This is a genomic window from Acinetobacter sp. 789_lipA, from assembly GCF_058242845.1.
The window spans coordinates 2,037,576-2,057,035 of sequence record NZ_JBZAYS010000001.1 but is presented as its reverse complement, the minus strand read 5'-3'; the positions used below and the strand labels follow the sequence as shown (position 1 = coordinate 2,057,035).

Sequence of the window (19,460 nt, the reverse complement as noted above, 5' to 3'; positions counted from 1 at the left end):
CGCAGACAAGCTAGGATTAATAAAAAGGATTATTTGTTGACTCACCCTGTCCCTCAGCATTTTTCGAGGAAATTTTCGGTGAAGAATCTGAAGATACATGTGTATCTTTAGACTTGATATGTGACATCGCCTCGCTTGCAGCCTCTTTAGAAAGCTCCATCGCCCAAGGCGCGTAAGGCAAAAGTGTTTGGACAAATTTGGATTGTCTCCAATATGGAGAGCTTTCAACCCAAGACCCGACACCTTGCATCGTAATCAGAACAATTAACAACCCTTTTAATGAACCAAAAGCACCGCCGGCTAATCGATTCAAAGGCCCGAGTTTTAAACTCTTCAATATGTTATTCAGTAATGCCGTGACTATCCACGTCAAAACCACAATAACCAATACAATAAATGCAAAAGCTGCAATTTTTTGAACCACTGGATCTTCACTGAGTGAGACCATCGAAGGTGCTAGAACGCTTGCAAATTTAGCACCAACAATCAGCGCTAAAATCCATCCTATCAAGTTCGCAAAGGCTTTAACAAATCCTTGACGCAAACCGTTGAGCCCTCCAATGAGCAATACAATCAATATGAAGATATCAATGGCATTCATGTTGTTTTCATTGCAGAGACGCAGTCTTGAATTAAGGTTGATCCTGTATAGATGAGGCCACTATAAACTTGTACAAGGTTTGCCCCTGCATTTTGTTTTGCAAGCGCCTGCTCACCCGACAAAATCCCACCCACACCAATCAAAGGAATCTGACCTTTTAAAACCTCAGCAAAGGTTTTTAAACACGCTGTACTTTTCTCAAACACAGGCGCACCAGATAAACCACCCGCTTCATCACCAAAAGGTAAGTTTTCCACCCCTTCACGAGACAAAGTCGTATTGGTCACAATCAACCCATCAATTTTAAACTGAAGCAGTTGTTTCGCAATAAATTGAATATCTTCCGCTTCCAAATCCGGCGCAACTTTCAGCACCAAGGGTACATAGTGCTGCTGCTCTTCAGCCAACTCTAACTGACGTTTTTTCAGCGTCTCTAGCAGCTCGGTTAAAGCATCACCACTTTGCAAACTACGCAGGTTTTTAGTATTTGGAGAAGAAATGTTAACAGTAATATAAGACGCATAGTTATAGACTTTTTCTAAACAAATGAGATAGTCATCTACTGCATTTTCGACTGGGGTATCCGCATTTTTGCCGATATTAATCCCTAAAACACCTTTGAACTTTGCCGCTTTGACATTTTCAATCAGTTGATCCACACCAGCGTTGTTAAAACCCATACGGTTAATAATGGCTTTAGCTTGTGGGATACGGAATAAACGCGGTAGAGGATTGCCCTGCTGTGGACGCGGAGTAATGGTTCCAATTTCAATAAAACCAAACCCTAGACCTGCCAGTGCGTCAATATAAGCACCATTTTTATCTAGACCAGCAGCCAAACCTACAGGATTGGGGAACTCGATGCCCATACATGTCACCGGTTTAGCCGCTATATTTTGACGCATTAAGCCTAGCTTATGCGTTGATTTCAATAGCGATAGTGTTAGCTCATGTGCACGCTCTGGTGCTAAAGTAAACAACAAAGGGCGGGCAAGAGAATACAACATATCTGTAAAAGTCTACTGCTTTTTAAGTCGCCATATTATAGGCATAGCCTCGCTAAAACACCATGCTTCGTCTGGCTTTATTTTTAGCGATTATTTCACGCTCGCCGATAATTTAATCTGCCCTGCATCTGAGACCAACTCCATTTTTTCAATACTCAAACCATTTTGCGTCAGTTGGGTCAAAAAGTTGGCCAACACCACATAGTTTGCGTGGCTTACCACCAACTGAATTTGTTCAGCATTCTGCTGCGAAGCAACCGACAAACCTTGCTGCTGCGCAATACGTTGGATCTGCTCCATCGGAGTCAGTTGCCCATCTGAGCTCGATTTCATGGTGACTGCATTGCTCTGCATCCATGTCATGGTTTCTTTGAGCTGGTTCACGCGTTTTTGCTGTTTCTCTGCCGCAGCATGGGTATACCAAAGTGCAGCCCCTATCGAGTTCACCAATACGAAAATGACCAAGAAGATAGCTAATACACGGTCGCGCGGTGTAAGACGATCAAAATAAGTACTGATCAGCTCTAAACGCTGATCTACAACTGTTTGTAAATTTTGCATGGCTTTCATTATTGTATTTTCACCATTCCAATTGCCCCACCCGTGGTCGGCTGAATATTGCCTAATTCAACCTGAAAACCTTGTTGATTAAGCTGCTGAGTAAGTGTCTGTAAAGCCTCTGCCGAGTTGGCTTTAAGTTGCATATTTAGGCTATTCGCTTCATACACCACCTGATTGGCCACAATTTGCTGTTGCATGAGCACAGGCCCAACGCGACTCAATAAAGACAAAGCTTGCGCATCCGCTTGTTTATTCATATTCAGTTGATATTCAAACTGGCTTCGCAGCGTTTGCTCGGTCACAGGATAGTTCGCACCAAACCAATATTTAAATTGATCGACCGCCTGAACAGCCACTTGCTCTGCAAGCTTTTTATTTTGATACCAACGGGTCGCATCATAGGTCAATTGCGTCACAATCAATGCAGCCAATACCGCTGCACAGGCTTTCCAATAGCCCGTTGAAACATGTTGCTCTCTCACCTTCGGCAAAAGATTCCATGGATGTTGTTTTGCTCTTGGCAATGCCGCCCATTCATAATGGAAAGACTCAAGCTGCTCCTGCGTCACACTGGCGTTTAAGCTATGCATGTGCGAAGCACTAAAGTTACAAATTTTATATTTTTGGTTGACTGCTTGATAATCTAAAAATACAGCAAGATCATCAATTGATCCGCCCAACCAAGTATTAGCGCGAAACAGAAGTCGCTCTTCAACATAGCCCAAGATTATCTGTTCTGCGTCAGGTACAGGCAAAATCAGAAAATCAGGCAATAGGCTGACCAGCTTCACAGGAATCAAACTCAAGGCATGCTGTAAAGTCTCTAAACGATGCTTTGAAATACCCAAAACAGTGAGTTGCTCAGGCGCTTGAAAGTGATGTAATACTTTCATCTGATCGATTGAGCTCAATACATATTCTTCGAGCAAATACTTCACACCTTCAGCCCCCAACTGCTTGTATTGAGCCTTAGGCATATTTTGCTGAATAATTTGCACATCGCGGCTTGGAAAGAAAACAGTTGCTTCCTCACCATGATGCGCTTGTATATCTTGGATCAATTGCTCAAGTGTATGAGCAGATTGCCATCTTTCCCCTATAGACCAGTGCCATGTTCCATCGGCTTCGGGCATCCAAATTTGCAACATGTATTATATTCTGCCGTTTTAATTGGTTTTTATATGCTAGGTATAAATGCTTTTGTTTGTGTCGACAAGCCTTCCGCGATAACTGCTTGCTCATAAATCCGCGCTTCAGCCAAAGCATAAGGATTGAAAGATTCTGTCACCAAAATCGAGGCCATATGCGCCACCACATTCATATGGCACACCACCACAATAGACTCATACGGCAAATGTGATAACCATTCCACAGCCGCTTTTGCATCATCATCGGGCTTAATAGTATTGCAAATTACAACAGGCACATCCGCAAAGTGCTGTTTGATGTGTGCCAATGTTTCCTGCGCACGCAGCAATGGGCTAACCACAAAGACATCAGGCTGGATGCGTGACTTTAAAAAGTCAGCAGTTTGCTCTGCCTGTGCATGCCCACGTTCGGTGAGTGGACGTTTAGTGTCATTCCCCATGATCGGTGGCGCAGCTTCGCCATGACGTACCAAAGTCAGTTGCATAAAAAATCCTTATTCAAATCCTGATTATTTTAATTAATTTTTATGACAATTCAGTCACTCTATCCACTTAAACGCTCATCTTATTTCGGTTTTTAAGTGACTTTAAACCTCATGATGCGGCAAAACAAACTCCACATCACTGCGGTGTCCATTTTTCATTAAGGATAATGCAATTGTCATTGGTGGCGCATTTTCAAAAATAACACTGTATAAAGCGCTAGTAATCGGCATATACACATCTAGCTCTTCAGAACGTGCTTTGACTTGTACAATGGTGTTAATGCCTTCTGCTGTTTGTCCCAATTCAGTGGTCGCCTGTTCCAAACTCTTGCCTTGCCCCAGTGCAAAACCGACTTGATAGTTGCGACTCAGTGGGCTGCTACACGTTGCAAATAAATCACCGACACCAGACAAACCTAAGAAGGTCAGTGGATTTGCCCCTAACTTCACAGCAAAACGACTCATTTCCGCCAAAGCACGAGTCAAAATCATACTCTTGGTATTTTCACCGACTTTGTATGCAGCAGCCATTCCCATCGCAACCGCATAAATGTTTTTAAGCGCACCGCCGAGTTCTACACCATGCACATCATCACTGGCGAAAACACGGAACAAGGCACTATGCAAAGCTTGTTGTACAGCGTAACGCACTAAGTCAGACTGGCTTGCAATGACCGTCCCAGCCGGTTGTCCTGCCACAATTTCCTTGGCTAAGTTTGGCCCAGATAACACGCCATAAGGCACTTCTGGTAACTCTGAGCGAATAATATCACTCATAAAACTAAAAGTATTCGCTTCAATACCCTTGGTCAAAGACACCACTGCTTGCGAAGTAATAAACGGTTTAATTTGTTTAAGGACATCACGGAAAGAATGACTCGGAATCGCCACCAAAATAATGTCGCGATCACGAACAGCCTCTTCTATATTTGAAACTGCACGTAAACCATCTTCAAGTTTAAAATCAGGCAAATAGCGTTTATTTATATGCGTTGCATTGATATCAGCTGCAACGGCTTCATCACGAATCCAAATCATGGTATCGCAGCCATTACGAACCGCGGTATTCGCCATGGCCGTCCCAAAACTACCACCACCCAAAACTGTAATACGTAGTGCCGTTTTTTGATCTACTGCTACAGGTTCAACCAAATCTGAAAACTTTAACTCTGACATTATTTTTATATCCTAAAATGGAACTATTGATTCCAATAACTTACATAATCTTGGGTTTGAATTTCAGCACGTGGCGGAATCGCTTTAACTGCCGTACCAATATATAAAATACCTGAGATCAAATCATCTGCACTGAGGCCTAAAACCTGTTTGAAATGCACCGATTCCACCACTGCCCCACTACGCCACATACTCGAAAAACCTTGAGCTTGTAAGGACAAAATAAAATTCTGAATAGCAGCGCCACTACTTAAAGTCTGCTCAAAATTAGGGACTTTCGGATGCGATTGAAATTTAGTCAGTGCCAAAACCAGTAATGGGGCACGAAAAGGATGATTTTTAACACGCTCTAACTGTGCTGATTCCGTTTCGCCCAAATCAGCCAAGGCTTGTGACAATAACTCACCAAATGCCTCACGTTGATCTTCAGCAATTACGATAAAACGTGTCGGCTTTAAACGATGATGATCTGGTGCAGTCAATGCGGCTTGAAATGCCCGCTCTAATTGTTCTGCATTGGGAGCAGGCTCGACCAAATGGCCAATCGATTGACGTTGATGCATATTCTGGTGAACGATATCTACCGCGAGTTCCGTCATTAGGCTCTTAATCTTTCAAATTAAACAATACGTTTTAGAGTAGCACACTCTGAAAAGTTTGCTCTAGCGCTTCAGTATGAAATACCCAGTTTCAGCAAAACTAATTTTAAAATCCTGAGCACTTTTTAAACTGTTCGATAAGACTGCATTTTTCATACATTTCTTACATGATTCATCCGACAAGCTATGTTCCAATAAACAATGATTTAATAAAACATGACTGGGGTATGAAATGAAAAAGAATATCGCTATTGCTGGAGCAGCAGCACTAACACTACTTCTAAGCGCTTGCGCATCGACACCAAGCAACTCTTTAGCGATCCAAAAAGCTGACAATCAATACGAAGTTACGGGTATTGGTAAAACTGCACTGATTGCAAAAAACAACGCGATTGAAGCAGCAGCTAAAACTTGTGGCTCTAAAGCAACAGCGATTGTGAGTGATGAGAAAACCGACTATCAAGGTGCTTTGAAAGGCGTCGTGAGCGATGAAACTGGAAAAATGATCCAAGCAGCCGCATCTGTACTGGGTTCTATTTCGGGTACAAACTCAGGCATTAACCAAGACAGTGACTATCAAACAATCCTGACTTTTTCGTGTAAAGCAAAATAAAGATGCCATAAAAAAACCGCTCATCTGAGCGGTTTTTTTTACACCAATCACGTCAAACGATTAGCAATAACCCTCTAAACGTGTCAGTGGTAGTTTTTGCCCAATGGCTTTTTCAATTTCGGGTAGATAGAACGCATCATCTTCAGATAAAAAACTAATACTCACACCACTTGTACCTGCACGGCCTGTACGACCAATACGGTGTACGTAGTCATCCGACTGTTCAGGCAAGGTGAAATTCACCACATGCGATACACCATCCACATGGATACCACGCCCCGCAACATCAGTTGCAATCATGATGTTATGTTGACCATTTTTAAATTGATCTAGCATTTTCAAACGTTTGTCTTGTGCGATTTCACCTGACAACATCACCACTTTATATCCATCACGCTTTAAGTTGTCATAGAGTTTACGCACTTGATCGCGCCGATTTGCGAAAATCATCACTTTTTCAATAGGCTCATCGCGCAGAATGTCTTGTAGCAATTTATATTTATCTGACTTTGCGACCATGTACACCCGTTGTTCAACATCTGCATTGGTCTTCTTCTCTGGCTCAATTTCAACAGTTACAGGTTCAAACAACCACTGCTGTGCAAGATTTAAAACATCGTAACTAAACGTTGCAGAGAACATCAGAGTCTGACGTTGTTCCTTACGCGGTGAGAAACGAACAATACGTTTTACTGAAGGAATAAAGCCCATATCCAATAAGCGATCGGCTTCATCAATCACCAAAAACTCAATTTGGTCGAGCCAAACTTCTTTTTGCTCAACAAAGTCAATCAGACGACCTGGCGTCGCCACCATAATATCGACAGGTTTTTTATCGAGTTGTGCTTTTTGTTTATCAAAGTCAACGCCGCCTAAAAGCGTCACGACATGTAAATCTGAGAATTTTGTGAGTTCTTTCGCATCGCTTTCAATTTGCAGTGCAAGCTCACGGGTCGGTGCTAAAATCAAGGCGCGAGGTTCACCGCGGTAGCGCTGCTCTTGAATTGGGTTATTCAGCAAGTCGTTAATCACACTCACCAAAAATGCCGCTGTTTTACCGGTTCCCGTTTGCGCACGACCAATTGCATCGTGTCCCGCCAAAGTGAATTTTAAAACCTTTTGCTGAATAGGCGTCATATCCTTAAAACCTAAAGCATCAATAGCTCGTTTAAGTTGAGGATGTAAATTTAAGGTTTCAAAACCTGATGACATATAAGTGCGCTCTGACGAAAAATCACGAAAATTGATCTGTAGTATAAACAAAAACGCCCCAATTTACATTGGGGCGTTTTAAAGTACGTTCAGACAATTAGTCTAAAGGTTGTACTTCTTCAGCTTGGAAGCCTTTTTGACCTTTTACAACGCTGAATTCAACGCGTTGGCCGTCACGTAGTGAACGGTGGCCGTCGCCTTGGATTGCACGGAAGTGAACGAATACATCGTCGCCGCCATTGCGTTGGATAAAGCCGAAGCCTTTAGTGTCGTTGAACCATTTAACTACGCCTTGTTCACGAGCTGTCATAAGTTAATCCTCATTGTATCTAAAAGAAGGACCACCCGGTGTTGCAAACAGCAGACCAAACAAGGTTTAAAAATATTTATTATTTCTAAGCTTGTAATCATTCTGTATAACTATTAACAAAATCCCGGTTACATCCATTTGTAAAATAGGATTTAAAACAATTTATGGTTGTGTTAAATCCCAGTACGCGACGAGCTTAACATGGGTTAAAAACAATTCATACCCTTTTTTTTGATTAATCGTCTTTTTAATTCAGCATATTTTTTAACTAGTTATTTGTAATTTTAGATATAGCGACTATAGGCCTATAACACATGAAATATTTGGGTTTTGGCACTGAATTTGCTAATATTTCTACCCACCTAAATGTTGTGAAGCCTTACTTAGCTATATGAGTGATATCGAACAAAATACCAACATTATTGATGCAATGGGGCAACCATGTCCTATGCCTCTGTTGTTGCTTAAACGCGCACTTAAGAAGAGTCCGGCGCAGCATTTTCTATTAAAATCGTCTGATCCGCACAGTCAGATCGATATCACGCGGTATTGCGAAATCCATCATTTAACTTGCGTTTTGAAACAAATTAATGAACATGAATTTCACTACTTCATTGAATCTTAATTCTTTTCAATTACACTAAGTCTATTCACATTTGCATAAAAGTTTACATTTCTATACCCAATTTTCCATTATTCAGTGGAAGATTGGATTAAGATAAATTCAATTGTTGGGTAAAAATGAAATCCCTAAGGAGAACACATGAGTGACAGCAGCAATCAATTGATGCCCCTGTCATTATCGGCACCAGGTGTAAACTTGGGCGCTTATATTAGTACTGTCAACCAAATCCCGATTTTGACAGCGGAACAAGAAAAAGAGTTAGCTGAACGCTACTATTATGACCAAGACCTAGATGCCGCTAAACTTTTAGTCATGTCGCATCTGCGTTTTGTGGTTCATATTGCCCGCAGTTATGCAGGCTACGGCTTACCTCAAGGTGACCTCATTCAAGAAGGTAACTTGGGATTAATGAAAGCCGTTAAACGCTTCGATCCAAACATGGGCGTACGCTTGGTCTCTTTTGCGGTACACTGGATTAAAGCAGAAATTCACGAATATGTGATTCGTAACTGGCGTATTGTCAAAATTGCGACCACTAAAGCACAGCGTAAACTGTTCTTTAATTTGCGCAGTCTAAAAAAATCGTCTAAAAAACTCACCTTAAAAGAAGCACAATCGATTGCAAATGACCTCAATGTAACACCTGAACAAGTGTTAGAAATGGAAGGTCGTTTAACTGCTTATGATGCAGCGTTTGAAGCTCAAGGCGATGATGACGATGAAGGTTCAACCCATGTTGCACCTGCGCTTTACCTTGAAGATAACCGCTACGACCCAGCGCGTTTGGCTGAAGAAGAAGATTACGAAGAACAGAGCACCAATGCTTTGCATGATGCCATGGAACAGCTTGATGACCGTTCGCGTAATATTTTACAGCGCCGTTGGTTAGATGATGAAAAATCGACGCTGCACGAACTGGCTGCTGAATATAATGTTTCGGCCGAACGTATTCGTCAGCTTGAAAAAAATGCCATGGAAAAAATTAAAGTCGCGATGTCATCAAACTAAGATGATACAGATACAGATACAGATACAGAAAAGGGCGAAATGCCCTTTTCTTTTTACCAATAAATGAGGCTTTTTGTCTTTTAACCTTTCTTCAAAATATGCTACTTTGTTGCGCACAGTGATATAAGTAAAGCATTGCATATGTGGATTGCGATTTCAGCGCTGAATTTAGCGTTTGCCGTTATATTAGGTGCCTTTGGCGCACATGGTCTCAAAGCACGTGCTACTGAAGCCCAATTGGCTTGGTGGCAAACTGCAACTGATTACTTTTTTTACCATGCGCTTGGTTTACTGGCGCTCGGCATTTTGGCCAAAGTCCTTCCCAAGCTTCCCATCAAAATCAGCTTTTTACTGATTCAAGTCGGCATCTTCTTTTTCTGTGGTTCCCTCTATGTCATGGCATTGGGCTTACCGCGTGGCCTAGGTGCGATTACCCCGATTGGTGGGGCATTGATGATTGCAGGTTGGTTGGTTCTGGCATGGAATGCCATGAAATATGCCAAGTAAACAACTAGAGATGAGCACGATGCAGATTTATTTAAACGGTGAACTACAGCATACCGAATGTAAAAACCTGCTTGAACTGGTGCAAACCTTTGCACTTGAAGGCAAACGTTTTGCTGTTGAGCAAAATGAAAACATTATTAGTAAAAGTAAATTGGAACACACTCCAATTTGTGCAATGGATCGAATTGAAATTATTCATGCCGTCGGTGGCGGTTAATACGGAGTTCACATGCAAGACAGCCCTCTCATCATTGGTTCTAGATCATTTCAATCTCGTCTGCTGGTGGGCACAGGTAAATATAAGGACCTGCAAGAAACCGATTTGGCCATTCAAGCCAGTGGCGCAGAAATCGTGACGGTTGCGATTCGTCGCGTCAATATTGGTCAACACCCCGACCAACCAAACTTATTGTCCGTGGTCCCACCTGAAAAATACACTATTCTCCCAAATACAGCAGGCTGCTTTGATGCCAATAGTGCCGTGCGTACCTGTATGTTAGCGCGTGAATTATTAGACGGTCATAACTTGGTCAAGCTTGAAGTATTGGGCGATGAAAAAACGCTATATCCAAACATTACTGAAACATTGAAAGCGGCACGCACCTTGATTGACGATGGTTTTGAAATCATGGTCTATACCTCCGATGACCCAATTGTGGCGCAAGAACTTGAAAGTATGGGTTGTGTTGCCATCATGCCTTTAGGTAGTTTGATTGGTTCGGGTCTAGGGATTTTGAATCCACACACGATTTCTATTATTAAAGAAAATGCCAAAGTGCCTGTGTTGGTAGATGCTGGTGTGGGAACTGCAAGCGATGCAGCCATTGCCATGGAACTCGGCTGTGATGGCGTGTTGATGAATACCGCGATTGCTGCCGCTCAACACCCGATTTTAATGGCTTCTGCAATGAAAAAAGCAGTTGAAGCGGGTCGAGAAGCGTTCCTCGCAGGTCGTATGCCTCGCAAACGTATGGCCAATGCAAGCTCACCAGAAACAGGTTATTTCTTTAAATAATCTCTTAATCTGTTTTAAGCGATAAAAAGGATTCTTCTGAGTCCTTTTTTATTTATTTCAACACTAGGACAACACTTTATGATGCCCTAGGTTGTAGGGACATTTCGCCACACGCTTTGATACACTCAGCAATATCCACCTTCAAACATCTATAACCATATAAAAATGAGAGGAAGCGATGCCCATGCAAAAATGGATCAGACCAACACTCATACTCAACACCCTATTTTTCATAACACTCACAAGCAATGCTTGGGCCAAAGTAGAGGAAAAACCGACTCTCAAAACAAGCTACCAATCTTTTGTGCCAAAAAACTGGAAGATTTTAGAAAAAGTCCAAGGCGATTTAAACCAAGATGGTCAAGCGGATATTACCCTGATTATTGAAGACACCAATCCTGAACATTTTGTTAAAAATGATCGCTTAGGGAGTGATGTCCTCAATATCAATGAACGAAAGCTTTTGGTTTTATTGAAGCAAATGCATGGTTATCAACTTGTGGCGACTAATACTACTTTGCCGACAGAAGGCGATATAGAGTCCCCTTGCCTCGCTGATCCACTCGGTGAGACTGAAGCATTAAGTATTCAAAAAGGCGTGCTCAAAGTTCATCTGCACTACTGGTTAAGCTGTGGTTCGTGGTATGTGACCAATCACACGTATACCTTCCGATACCAAGACCGTGCATTTAAACTGATTGGTTATGATGTCAACGATTTCCACCGTGCATCAGGCGACATCACGGCGCGAAGTATCAACTTTATGACAGGTAAAGTAAAAAGTACGACAGGTGAAAATGAGTTTGCTGAAACAACACAACCTGTCAAAGTTCAATGGACAACACTCAAACAGCGCTACGCATTGAAACTCGAACAGGTTCAGTTTAATGAAGCACTGGAGTTTAAATAAACAGAGCGAAGAAAAGCGCTGTCAAACTCGTATACGTAGCTTATTGCGCTTCTAAAATACGAATTTGTACATGAGCAACTGCACCTTCAGTTGCTTGAGCATGTTGCTGCATATTGATACTGTGCATATGTGTTTCTAAATGCTGCATGCTTTCCCATTTTTCATACATCATGATTGAAAACGGTACTTTGGTTTGTAATGTACTCTCAACAGCAGGATGGTCGATATGCACATCATAGAGATGGCAACCGGGCTCTTGTAATACTTGCTCACGGATGTTGTTGAATGAATCAAGAACCGCTTTAAAATCTTGCTCTGAATGACAAATAATTTCAGCAATGACAGTTAACATACTCACATCTCCCAATTAAGCAAAAACTTGCGTCAAATGCTCACGGTACTGTGCCATATAGGCTTCAACTTCAGGTGCTTTAATCACATCATTGACAATAAAAGTCGGTAAGGTTTGCATCCCTAAAAATTGATTGGCTTTGTGAAAAGGTAAATAAACCCCGTCGACCCCAACCCCATGAAAAAATTGTTCAGCGTCGTTAAATGCATCCATCGGTGCATTCCATGTCAACGACAGCATATAGTTTTTATCGTGAATCAGACCGCCTGAACCATACTTTTTTGAAGCATCCGAACGTGAGCGACCATCATTGGCATACAGACTACCGTGCCCTTCGGTAAAGACATCATCGATATACTTTTTCACAGTCCACGGTGCACCCATCCACCAACCTGGCATTTGGTAAATCACGGTGTCTGCCCACAGAAATTTCTCCACTTCAGCTTTTGCATCATATTCGCTGTCAGCACGGGTCACTTGAACCTGATGTCCTAAGCCTGACAAGACCTCTTGCGCAAGTTCAGTCAAGGTATCGTTTAACTGGCCATTCGAGTGTGCAAAGGTTTTTGCACCGTTAATTAATAAAATATTTTTCATTGGAAAAGCCTAAAAGCCAAAATTTATGTAAGCACTATAGAGACTCTGTTCAGCGCTAAAAAGTAGTGAATCTGCAAAATATTATTGACTAAATATCAACAATAAATTTTAAAGTACAAAAAAAGCGCCTTTCGGGCGCTTCTTCAATGCATCAAAATTAAGGAATTAGACCTTCATCTCGCATTGCAATTTGTACTGACTGACGTTCAGCCACTTTATTACGGATAAAGATAATATTTTTATACGGTGATAAATCATGTTCGATGCCATTTGACCAATTGGTGAGGACAAATAAATACGCATCCGCAGGGCCAAAATTATCATCGACCAAATAGTCATGATCCGACTCACCAATTTGTTTGTCGATATAACTAAGTAAACGATCAATCTCTGCATAGGCTTTTTCTTTGGCAGCAGCATCTAATGGCGCACCGAAGAAAACAGCATAAGCATCGTGCAATTCAGAGTTTAAATAACCTAACCATTCTAAAACTTTGGCACGCCCCAAACCCGATGGCGGAATAAGATCTTGTTTTGGATCATGTTGTGCTAAAAATGGCAAAATGGCTACATTTTCAGTCAGAATCAAACCTGGATTAATCTCTAAAGCGGGGACATATCCTTTTGGATTAATTTCGTAATAATCAGCACCTTTTTCTGTTTTATGTGTTTTTAAATCTACTCGGACTAAATCAAAGTCAACATTAATTTCATTGAGGATAATGTGCGCCGCAAGTGAGCACGCACCCGGTGCATAATAAAGCTTCATATCTGATCCTTGTTATAACTCTATTCTCTGTTTTAAATGGCTTCTAACAAACTTTCAAGTGATCAAAACCTGTAAATTGCAAAAAAGCGTAAACGAAAAATCATTCGTTCGCCTATTGAATATTGTCTAATTCACATTTTTTTTCAAGTACAACAACACTGCAATTTGCGACAGAGTTGTTTTAACATAGCGCCCTTGACCCTAAAATGAATTTGATCTGTGATTAGCCTTAAAAAAAATGAATGGTTTTCTAACATTCGTACCGATGTTCTTGCTGGTTTAGTGGTAGGACTTGCTCTAATTCCCGAATCTATTGCTTTTTCAGCAATTGCAGGTGTAGACCCTCAAGTTGGACTGTATGCCTCCTTTTGTATCGCAGTGAGCATTGCTTTTTTTGGCGGTCGTCCAGCCATGATTTCAGCAGCAACAGGCGCCATGGCACTACTCATGATCACACTGGTCAAAGAGCATGGTTTACAGTATTTACTGGCGGCAACCATCCTCACTGGTGTCATTCAGATCATTGCGGGATATTTTAAAGTTGCCAAACTGATGCGTTTTGTGTCGCAGTCGGTGGTGTATGGTTTTTTAAATGCACTGGCGATTTTAATCTTCATGGCGCAACTTCCAGAGCTCAGCCAAATGAATCACTGGGGTTATGCATTTATCGCTCTTGGCCTCGCTGTAATTTATCTGTTTCCCTATCTGCCTAAAGTAGGGAAAACCATTCCTTCACCGCTCATTTGTATTCTCGTCCTGACCGCTTTGGCGCTGTTTTTAGGCACAGATATGCGTATGGTCAGTGATTTAGGTCATTTCCCCGATACTTTACCTATTTTTCTACTGCCTGATATTCCACTGACCTTTGAAACGCTGCAAATTGTCTTCCCTTACGCCATCACATTAGCGACCGTCGGTTTGCTTGAAAGCATGATGACCACCACAGTAGTGAATGAAGTCACAGGTACTGAAGGTGACCGTCATCAAGAATGTCGCGGACAAGGTATGGCCAATATTGTGAGCGGTTTTATGGGCGGTATGGCAGGCTGTGCAATGATCGGACAGTCTGTGATTAATGTCAGCTCTGGGGCACGTACTCGGCTTTCAACCTTAGTGGCTGGTGTGTTTTTACTGTGTTTGGTGGTGTTTTTTAAAGACTGGCTGTCTTATATTCCAATGGCAGCTTTGGTTGCCATTATGATCATGGTGGCATTTACAACCTTTCAATGGGACTCGGTTAAAAACTTCTCTAAACATCCGCTACAAAGTAATGTAGTGATGTTGAGTGTGGTGATCATTGTCTTAGCCACACATAATCTTGCTTTGGGTGTCTTTGTCGGAGTTTTACTGTCCGCATTATTTTTCATCAACAAACTAGAAAGTACGGTTCATGTTCAGTCTGAACTGCATAACCATACTCGTCGCTATGTGGTGAGTGGTCAAATTTTCTTTAGCAGCTCAGAGAAATTCTTTCAGTTTTTTGACTTTAACGAACACATTCAGAAGGTTGAAATTGAACTCAGCCATGCTCATATTTGGGATATGACTTCAGTCCAAATGTTAAATGCGGTAGTTGAAAAGTTTGAAGCCCACGGTGTAGTGGTCGAGGTGTTAGGCTTAAATGAAGCCAGCACTACCCTCATTGACCGCTTCAGCTCATAAAATTGAAACCATAGATAAAATAAAAGGGCGTCATCGCCCTTTTATTATCAATAAAGCGAGTTAAGACTGATTTTTGCGGCGTCTTAGACTGCCATACAAGGCCAAACTAATTAATCCTAATGCAGTCCACAGCCCTGTACTTCCCGCACTGGTTTTATCATCGTTAACGACTGCATCGTTTAAGTCTAAATCTACAATCACAGGATCATGGTCAGAAGAGCGGTAAGCATCGTCCGCATAGAATGCAACAATTTGCTCCTCCGTTTTATATTCTTCGTTATAGTCTAATGCGGTCGGTTCATCTGCATTGATATGCCATGCAAATGCTTTTTTCACCAATGGATAAAGTGCTGCATCAGCAATCGCATGATCTAGATTTCCTGCACCACCATAACCTTGAGTATTACTGGCTACACCAAAGACATAGCTATAAGCAGTTTTCCCCTGACCAATTTTTTCATCATTCAACAGCACTTTATAGTTGGCTTGTTCAAGCGCCAAAATGGGATCTTCTTTGGCATAACTGTTCAGATCACCCAACAGTAAGACATTTGGTTTACTCACCTGCGTTGGATTTTTTGCAACCCATTGCATTAACGCTTGCACCGCTTTAACGCGGGTTGGATTCCAGCAACCTTGACCGTCGCCCTGATCTGCCTCTATCGAGGTTTTATCATCTGGACAGCTACCTTTAGATTTCAAATGGTTCGGAATAACCGTAAAAGTCTTCCCGCCTGATAGAGCTTGAAAGGTTTGCGCCATCGTGACTCGGTTTTTCTGACTCTGGTCATCAAAGACCGCTGCTTCATTGATTGGTTTGACGCGCTTAGCATTTTAAATAATGGCAACAGCAATCGCATCGGTTCCAAGTTTGTCAGCATTCGGAGGCGTTACATATTTCCAGTCGCTTCCAAGCGCCTGAGCTAAATAAGCAACTGCGCTACGCTCGCCATAACCATTGTTGGCAATTTCCATCAGACCATAAACATCTGCATCAATCGCTTTTAATGCACTGACAATTTTCTGATGTTGCTTTTTAAACTCAGCTTCGGAACTTGCACCACGTTCCGTAGGAAAACCTTGTGCCAAACCATTGTCATAATTCAGTACATTAAATGCTGCAACACGAACTTGCTGTGTAGCCTTTGCTGGAACGCTTGCACGTGGGTTTGTTTGTCGCGTCTAAGACTTGTGGCGCTGTTGCACCAAGCACAGGTTGAATTCGCCATTGGTTATAGCGGTATTCTAAAATGCCTTGTACATTTTGCAGTTGTGCACCTGTACGTAGCGTGTTTTTAGCACTAAAGGACGTTGGCAACCACGGTGTTCTGTTCTGATTGTTATAGCCATCATCCAAAATAAGTTTAGAACGTAAATTCTGTTGTGCAAGCGCTTTGGCTTCCGTTGAGTTGGCAGGATATAAATTGGTTGGGATATATAAACGCGCGGGGCTTAAAGCCAACTGACCATAACGTCCATAGTCATAGTTTTCACTGACCGTGAGCGTTTGAGGAATATTGACCAACATGCCTTGATAGCGTTTTGGTGCATGGCCTGACATTTCAGTCAAATTATCAAAGGGCAAATTGATCGCCATTGGCTTAACCAAGTCACTCGCCGAAGGATTACAGACATTAATATCGCTGCTTAAATCTTGAAGCTGTAATTGGTTTTGATAGGTTTTCAATTTGCCTTTGAAAATGACTTCCTGCCCGACTTGCCCACCTGTCACGCTACTTGAAGAGGGAACATAGACAAACACCGCATTACTGGTATTGGCTTGGGCTTGAACATCTGATGTTTGTACAAAGAAACCTGAGAAACCATTGTTATAACGATAATCAGCCGTAATTACGCCTTTCACCACATATTCCACATCTTGCGCTGCACTTTGCAATGCTGCAATTGGGGTAGCTGTCGTACTACAGCTCACAGTGGTTAGCGGCGGTGCAGTACTTCCAGCCAGATAACTGGAAAATGCATTTCGGTCTGACCATTTTTCCCATGCCGATACCAAATCAAATGGTGCGGTAACGTCTATCCCCCTACTAGAAACATGATTACTTAATAGTGTGCGTTTAAAACTATTCGCTGTTGCAACACCACCCCATCCAGTGCTTGGGCGTTCACCCACTGTGCCAAAGCGGTCAATCGCAACGCGATTATGATAAAGCACCAAAGTGTCGTCACCATTGAAAGCTAAGTTCGCCTGCTGTTGCACCGCATCGCCTAGAGCTTCTTTTAAAGCAGAATGCCCGACCAAATAATGCCCCTTTGCCGCCAATTGACCTGTCAAACTCACTGTCAAATTTGCACTGGTCTCGCCATTTGCGTATTGCTTGATCTGATATTCTGCCAAGTTGACTGTCGTCGGATCTGGATTATAAATTTCCAATCCTTTCTTATTTTTGCTTCCATCTACATACTGACTAAACAATAGCTGTGCATACGCAGGAAAGGAACAACCCGCCAAAATCAGGCCCAGGCTTAATATCTGTGGCTTAAAATTTTTCATCATTTTTTATCAATTGGTTAAATCAGATGGCAGGTTAATTTTTATTCGTTACATCATGATTAATAAATGATGACAATTTCTAGGCTGCGCAAACATGGTGGTGTTGAATTTAATAAATTCTGAGTAAAAAATTTGACTTGTCCTGCTCAGGACTTACAATACCGCTTTCGAATTTCTACATCTGCCAAAATTATGACGAATGATCAATTAGACCAGCAAGTCGTCGAGCTAGACAACTTAAATGAACACCGCGAAATTGTGACATTTATGCGTCGTTCATCTCCGCTGAACACCTCGCAACGCACTGCGCTTGAACAATATGGTCACATGATTTTGGAATACCCTGTAGGTGACCTACGCCAACAGTTTGAACATCCAGAGCGCCCGCTCACGGTTGAAATTGGCTTTGGTATGGGACGTTCATTGGTCTTGATGGCGCAGGCCAACCCTGAACGTAACTATGTCGGGATTGAAGTGCATGTTCCAGGGATCGCGCAATGTGTGTATGAAGCTGGAATTGCAGGCTTAACCAATCTTCGTCTTTTAGATGCAGACGCCATTCAAGTCTTACGTGAAATGCCAGACAACAGCATCAATGCTGTGCAACTGTACTTCCCAGACCCATGGCAGAAAAAACGTCACTTCAAACGTCGTTTTGTGTCACATGACCGTATGCCACTGGTTGAGCAAAAGTTGGAAATGGGTGGCACATTCCACGCAGCGACAGACTGGGAACCGTATGCAGAATGGATGATTGATGTACTCGATAACCGTCCAAATCTTGAAAATATGGCAGGTAAAGGCAACAGCTACCCACGTCCAGACTGGCGTCCACAAACTAAATTTGAACGTCGTGGACTCGAAGAAGGTCATAAGATCAACGACTTCTTATTTAAGAAAATTAAATAAATTTCAGATCTCATAAAAATAGGGCCGAGAGCCCTATTTTTATGTACGATGTTTTAAAACACATGCCGAATTTCAACCGTTGGATCATGTTCATCCAAACGTTTTGCCAAAATATGTAAACGTCGTGTCGGCACTGCGGGAAACAAATGATGTTCCACATGATAAAACATGTTGTAGGTCACGACCCGTTTAAACTCATTACGCACAGTACGCGCCATATACACATGATCTTCCGTATCATGATGCACCATCCATACCGCAAAAAATGCCGTCATACATTGCCCAATCAACATAGCACTGACATGGTATTTTAAAATACTGATATCCAAGACCACAGAAACCAAAAACAATACAATGACGTTGGCAACCAGCTCAGAAAACATCCATTTTTTCTGCGTTTTAGTCCCAACCTCAAAGGCTTTTTTATGCAACATCCATGGAAAAACTGGACCAAAAAGCAAAGCTTGCCACCACTTCATGGTTGCACTTTTCGCTTCAATATCTTCGTCCTGCATACAGTGCTGATGGTGGCGGAGGTGATTAATTTGTACCGCATGCATCGAACCGAGCATGATGATGCTCAAAACAAACATGACCCAATGGGTCGCAGGTCGACTAATACCTAAGGCAAAATGAAAGGCGTTATGCACCTGTCTGAGCCCTGTTAAAAAAAACATAAACGAGCAAAACAGCGCCAAGACATACCACTGTAAACCTGCAAAAATGAAAGAGACGATCAACCACGGTAAAGAGATAAATAACTCACTAATCACATCGCTACGGCCTAACTGAACGAGATCTTTCCACTGCACTTGTTCTAATAATGAATGTGAACGCATATACCCTCTATTTGTTTGTATTTATTTTAAGCAACACTGT

General features: G+C 42.0%; 22 protein-coding genes and 1 pseudogene. 9 read left to right on the top strand and 14 right to left on the bottom strand.

Features of this window, described 5'->3' with window-relative positions:
- Positions 1-16: 16 nt before the first annotated feature.
- The 7 genes from AC4CUZ_RS10040 to AC4CUZ_RS10010 form a co-directional block, all read right to left on the bottom strand.
- On the bottom strand, positions 17-601 hold the full coding sequence (locus tag AC4CUZ_RS10040) for a CvpA family protein (protein WP_004696270.1): 585 nt from the start codon (positions 599-601) through the stop codon (positions 17-19).
- Positions 598-1,608 carry a quinone-dependent dihydroorotate dehydrogenase gene (locus AC4CUZ_RS10035; RefSeq protein ID WP_490747553.1) on the bottom strand — a complete coding sequence of 337 codons (1,011 nt, stop codon included), beginning with the start codon at positions 1,606-1,608 and terminating at the stop codon, positions 598-600. The genes AC4CUZ_RS10040 and AC4CUZ_RS10035 overlap by 4 nt, the downstream gene beginning before the upstream one ends.
- Positions 1,609-1,698: 90 nt before the next feature.
- Positions 1,699-2,178: a type II secretion system protein M gene (locus tag AC4CUZ_RS10030; RefSeq protein WP_279042984.1), complete on the bottom strand. Its 480-nt coding sequence runs from the start codon at positions 2,176-2,178 to the stop codon at positions 1,699-1,701.
- The gene (gspL, locus tag AC4CUZ_RS10025; RefSeq protein ID WP_234955762.1) at positions 2,178-3,317 is read right to left on the bottom strand and encodes a type II secretion system protein GspL; all 1,140 of its coding nucleotides are present in this window, start codon (positions 3,315-3,317) and stop codon (positions 2,178-2,180) included. The genes AC4CUZ_RS10030 and gspL overlap by 1 nt, the downstream gene beginning before the upstream one ends.
- Positions 3,318-3,346: 29 nt before the next feature.
- Positions 3,347-3,802, bottom strand: coding sequence for a phosphoglycerate mutase family protein (locus tag AC4CUZ_RS10020; RefSeq protein ID WP_005400615.1), 456 nt, complete (start codon positions 3,800-3,802; stop codon positions 3,347-3,349).
- A 102-nt stretch (positions 3,803-3,904) separates the two neighbouring features.
- Entirely contained in the window at positions 3,905-4,978 is a 1,074-nt protein-coding gene (locus AC4CUZ_RS10015) for an NAD(P)H-dependent glycerol-3-phosphate dehydrogenase (protein WP_058869931.1), read from the bottom strand.
- Between the two features lie 23 nt (positions 4,979-5,001).
- Complete coding sequence (locus tag AC4CUZ_RS10010) at positions 5,002-5,577, bottom strand: nitroreductase family protein (protein WP_005400613.1); 576 nt, start codon at positions 5,575-5,577, stop codon at positions 5,002-5,004.
- Positions 5,578-5,809: 232 nt separating this feature from the next.
- Between AC4CUZ_RS10010 and AC4CUZ_RS10005 the strand changes: the two genes are divergently transcribed.
- Entirely contained in the window at positions 5,810-6,190 is a 381-nt protein-coding gene (locus AC4CUZ_RS10005) for a hypothetical protein (protein WP_078426208.1), read from the top strand.
- Between the two features lie 60 nt (positions 6,191-6,250).
- Here AC4CUZ_RS10005 and rhlB read toward each other — a convergent pair whose 3' ends face one another.
- Together rhlB and AC4CUZ_RS09995 are read right to left on the bottom strand one after the other, a co-directional pair.
- On the bottom strand, positions 6,251-7,402 hold the full coding sequence (gene rhlB / locus AC4CUZ_RS10000; RefSeq protein ID WP_004982241.1) for an ATP-dependent RNA helicase RhlB: 1,152 nt from the start codon (positions 7,400-7,402) through the stop codon (positions 6,251-6,253).
- 97 nt (positions 7,403-7,499) lie between these two features.
- Positions 7,500-7,712 carry a cold-shock protein gene (locus AC4CUZ_RS09995; RefSeq protein WP_004648643.1) on the bottom strand — a complete coding sequence of 71 codons (213 nt, stop codon included), beginning with the start codon at positions 7,710-7,712 and terminating at the stop codon, positions 7,500-7,502.
- A gap of 391 nt (positions 7,713-8,103) precedes the next feature.
- Here AC4CUZ_RS09995 and AC4CUZ_RS09990 point away from each other — a divergent pair, with 391 nt between their 5' ends.
- From AC4CUZ_RS09990 to AC4CUZ_RS09965, 6 genes are all read left to right on the top strand, one after another.
- Complete coding sequence (locus AC4CUZ_RS09990) at positions 8,104-8,337, top strand: sulfurtransferase TusA family protein (protein ID WP_004696251.1); 234 nt, start codon at positions 8,104-8,106, stop codon at positions 8,335-8,337.
- Between the two features lie 138 nt (positions 8,338-8,475).
- Positions 8,476-9,345: an RNA polymerase sigma factor RpoH gene (gene rpoH / locus AC4CUZ_RS09985; protein WP_004982243.1), complete on the top strand. Its 870-nt coding sequence runs from the start codon at positions 8,476-8,478 to the stop codon at positions 9,343-9,345.
- A gap of 141 nt (positions 9,346-9,486) precedes the next feature.
- Positions 9,487-9,852 (top strand): DUF423 domain-containing protein, encoded by a 366-nt coding sequence (locus AC4CUZ_RS09980; protein ID WP_004696247.1) that lies wholly within the window; start codon positions 9,487-9,489, stop codon positions 9,850-9,852.
- Between the two features lie 19 nt (positions 9,853-9,871).
- Positions 9,872-10,069 carry a sulfur carrier protein ThiS gene (gene thiS, locus AC4CUZ_RS09975; RefSeq protein ID WP_004696245.1) on the top strand — a complete coding sequence of 66 codons (198 nt, stop codon included), beginning with the start codon at positions 9,872-9,874 and terminating at the stop codon, positions 10,067-10,069.
- 12 nt (positions 10,070-10,081) lie between these two features.
- On the top strand, positions 10,082-10,867 hold the full coding sequence (locus AC4CUZ_RS09970; protein ID WP_005400610.1) for a thiazole synthase: 786 nt from the start codon (positions 10,082-10,084) through the stop codon (positions 10,865-10,867).
- 184 nt (positions 10,868-11,051) lie between these two features.
- Entirely contained in the window at positions 11,052-11,777 is a 726-nt protein-coding gene (locus tag AC4CUZ_RS09965; RefSeq protein WP_490747552.1) for a hypothetical protein, read from the top strand.
- Positions 11,778-11,817: 40 nt separating this feature from the next.
- Here the strand turns inward: AC4CUZ_RS09965 and AC4CUZ_RS09960 are convergent, their stop codons facing one another.
- From AC4CUZ_RS09960 to AC4CUZ_RS09950, 3 genes are all read right to left on the bottom strand, one after another.
- Complete coding sequence (locus AC4CUZ_RS09960; protein WP_078388934.1) at positions 11,818-12,129, bottom strand: putative quinol monooxygenase; 312 nt, start codon at positions 12,127-12,129, stop codon at positions 11,818-11,820.
- Positions 12,130-12,144: 15 nt separating this feature from the next.
- Complete coding sequence (locus tag AC4CUZ_RS09955) at positions 12,145-12,726, bottom strand: NAD(P)H-dependent oxidoreductase (protein ID WP_005400607.1); 582 nt, start codon at positions 12,724-12,726, stop codon at positions 12,145-12,147.
- A gap of 157 nt (positions 12,727-12,883) precedes the next feature.
- Positions 12,884-13,495, bottom strand: a complete 612-nt coding sequence (locus tag AC4CUZ_RS09950) for a glutathione binding-like protein (RefSeq protein ID WP_078388936.1) — start codon at positions 13,493-13,495, stop codon at positions 12,884-12,886.
- 219 nt (positions 13,496-13,714) lie between these two features.
- On the opposite strand from AC4CUZ_RS09950, the gene AC4CUZ_RS09945 reads away from it, so the two are divergent.
- Positions 13,715-15,157, top strand: a complete 1,443-nt coding sequence (locus tag AC4CUZ_RS09945) for a SulP family inorganic anion transporter (protein ID WP_490747551.1) — start codon at positions 13,715-13,717, stop codon at positions 15,155-15,157.
- A 60-nt stretch (positions 15,158-15,217) separates the two neighbouring features.
- Here AC4CUZ_RS09945 and AC4CUZ_RS09940 read toward each other — a convergent pair.
- Positions 15,218-17,672, bottom strand: a pseudogene (locus AC4CUZ_RS09940) (ExeM/NucH family extracellular endonuclease).
- 192 nt (positions 17,673-17,864) lie between these two features.
- Between AC4CUZ_RS09940 and trmB the strand changes: the two are divergent.
- Positions 17,865-18,581 carry a tRNA (guanosine(46)-N7)-methyltransferase TrmB gene (gene trmB / locus AC4CUZ_RS09935; protein ID WP_005400603.1) on the top strand — a complete coding sequence of 239 codons (717 nt, stop codon included), beginning with the start codon at positions 17,865-17,867 and terminating at the stop codon, positions 18,579-18,581.
- 53 nt (positions 18,582-18,634) lie between these two features.
- Here trmB and AC4CUZ_RS09930 read toward each other — a convergent pair whose 3' ends face one another.
- Positions 18,635-19,420 (bottom strand): fatty acid desaturase family protein, encoded by a 786-nt coding sequence (locus tag AC4CUZ_RS09930; protein ID WP_490747550.1) that lies wholly within the window; start codon positions 19,418-19,420, stop codon positions 18,635-18,637.
- Positions 19,421-19,460 lie beyond the last annotated feature (40 nt).

Coding starts and splice junctions, on each gene's coding strand:
- AC4CUZ_RS10010 (WP_005400613.1), bottom strand. CDS start 5,577: ATGACGGAACTCGCGGTAGATATCGTTCACCAGAATATGCATCAACGT.
- thiS (WP_004696245.1), top strand. CDS start 9,872: ATGCAGATTTATTTAAACGGTGAACTACAGCATACCGAATGTAAAAAC.
- AC4CUZ_RS10035 (WP_490747553.1), bottom strand. CDS start 1,608: ATGTTGTATTCTCTTGCCCGCCCTTTGTTGTTTACTTTAGCACCAGAG.
- rpoH (WP_004982243.1), top strand. CDS start 8,476: ATGAGTGACAGCAGCAATCAATTGATGCCCCTGTCATTATCGGCACCA.
- AC4CUZ_RS10005 (WP_078426208.1), top strand. CDS start 5,810: ATGAAAAAGAATATCGCTATTGCTGGAGCAGCAGCACTAACACTACTT.
- AC4CUZ_RS09960 (WP_078388934.1), bottom strand. CDS start 12,129: ATGTTAACTGTCATTGCTGAAATTATTTGTCATTCAGAGCAAGATTTT.
- AC4CUZ_RS09990 (WP_004696251.1), top strand. CDS start 8,104: ATGAGTGATATCGAACAAAATACCAACATTATTGATGCAATGGGGCAA.
- AC4CUZ_RS09950 (WP_078388936.1), bottom strand. CDS start 13,495: ATGAAGCTTTATTATGCACCGGGTGCGTGCTCACTTGCGGCGCACATT.
- gspL (WP_234955762.1), bottom strand. CDS start 3,317: ATGTTGCAAATTTGGATGCCCGAAGCCGATGGAACATGGCACTGGTCT.
- AC4CUZ_RS09980 (WP_004696247.1), top strand. CDS start 9,487: ATGTGGATTGCGATTTCAGCGCTGAATTTAGCGTTTGCCGTTATATTA.
- AC4CUZ_RS09930 (WP_490747550.1), bottom strand. CDS start 19,420: ATGCGTTCACATTCATTATTAGAACAAGTGCAGTGGAAAGATCTCGTT.
- AC4CUZ_RS09965 (WP_490747552.1), top strand. CDS start 11,052: ATGCAAAAATGGATCAGACCAACACTCATACTCAACACCCTATTTTTC.
- AC4CUZ_RS10015 (WP_058869931.1), bottom strand. CDS start 4,978: ATGTCAGAGTTAAAGTTTTCAGATTTGGTTGAACCTGTAGCAGTAGAT.
- AC4CUZ_RS10030 (WP_279042984.1), bottom strand. CDS start 2,178: ATGAAAGCCATGCAAAATTTACAAACAGTTGTAGATCAGCGTTTAGAG.
- AC4CUZ_RS09955 (WP_005400607.1), bottom strand. CDS start 12,726: ATGAAAAATATTTTATTAATTAACGGTGCAAAAACCTTTGCACACTCG.
- AC4CUZ_RS10020 (WP_005400615.1), bottom strand. CDS start 3,802: ATGCAACTGACTTTGGTACGTCATGGCGAAGCTGCGCCACCGATCATG.
- trmB (WP_005400603.1), top strand. CDS start 17,865: ATGACGAATGATCAATTAGACCAGCAAGTCGTCGAGCTAGACAACTTA.
- AC4CUZ_RS10040 (WP_004696270.1), bottom strand. CDS start 601: ATGAATGCCATTGATATCTTCATATTGATTGTATTGCTCATTGGAGGG.
- AC4CUZ_RS09995 (WP_004648643.1), bottom strand. CDS start 7,712: ATGACAGCTCGTGAACAAGGCGTAGTTAAATGGTTCAACGACACTAAA.
- AC4CUZ_RS09970 (WP_005400610.1), top strand. CDS start 10,082: ATGCAAGACAGCCCTCTCATCATTGGTTCTAGATCATTTCAATCTCGT.
- rhlB (WP_004982241.1), bottom strand. CDS start 7,402: ATGTCATCAGGTTTTGAAACCTTAAATTTACATCCTCAACTTAAACGA.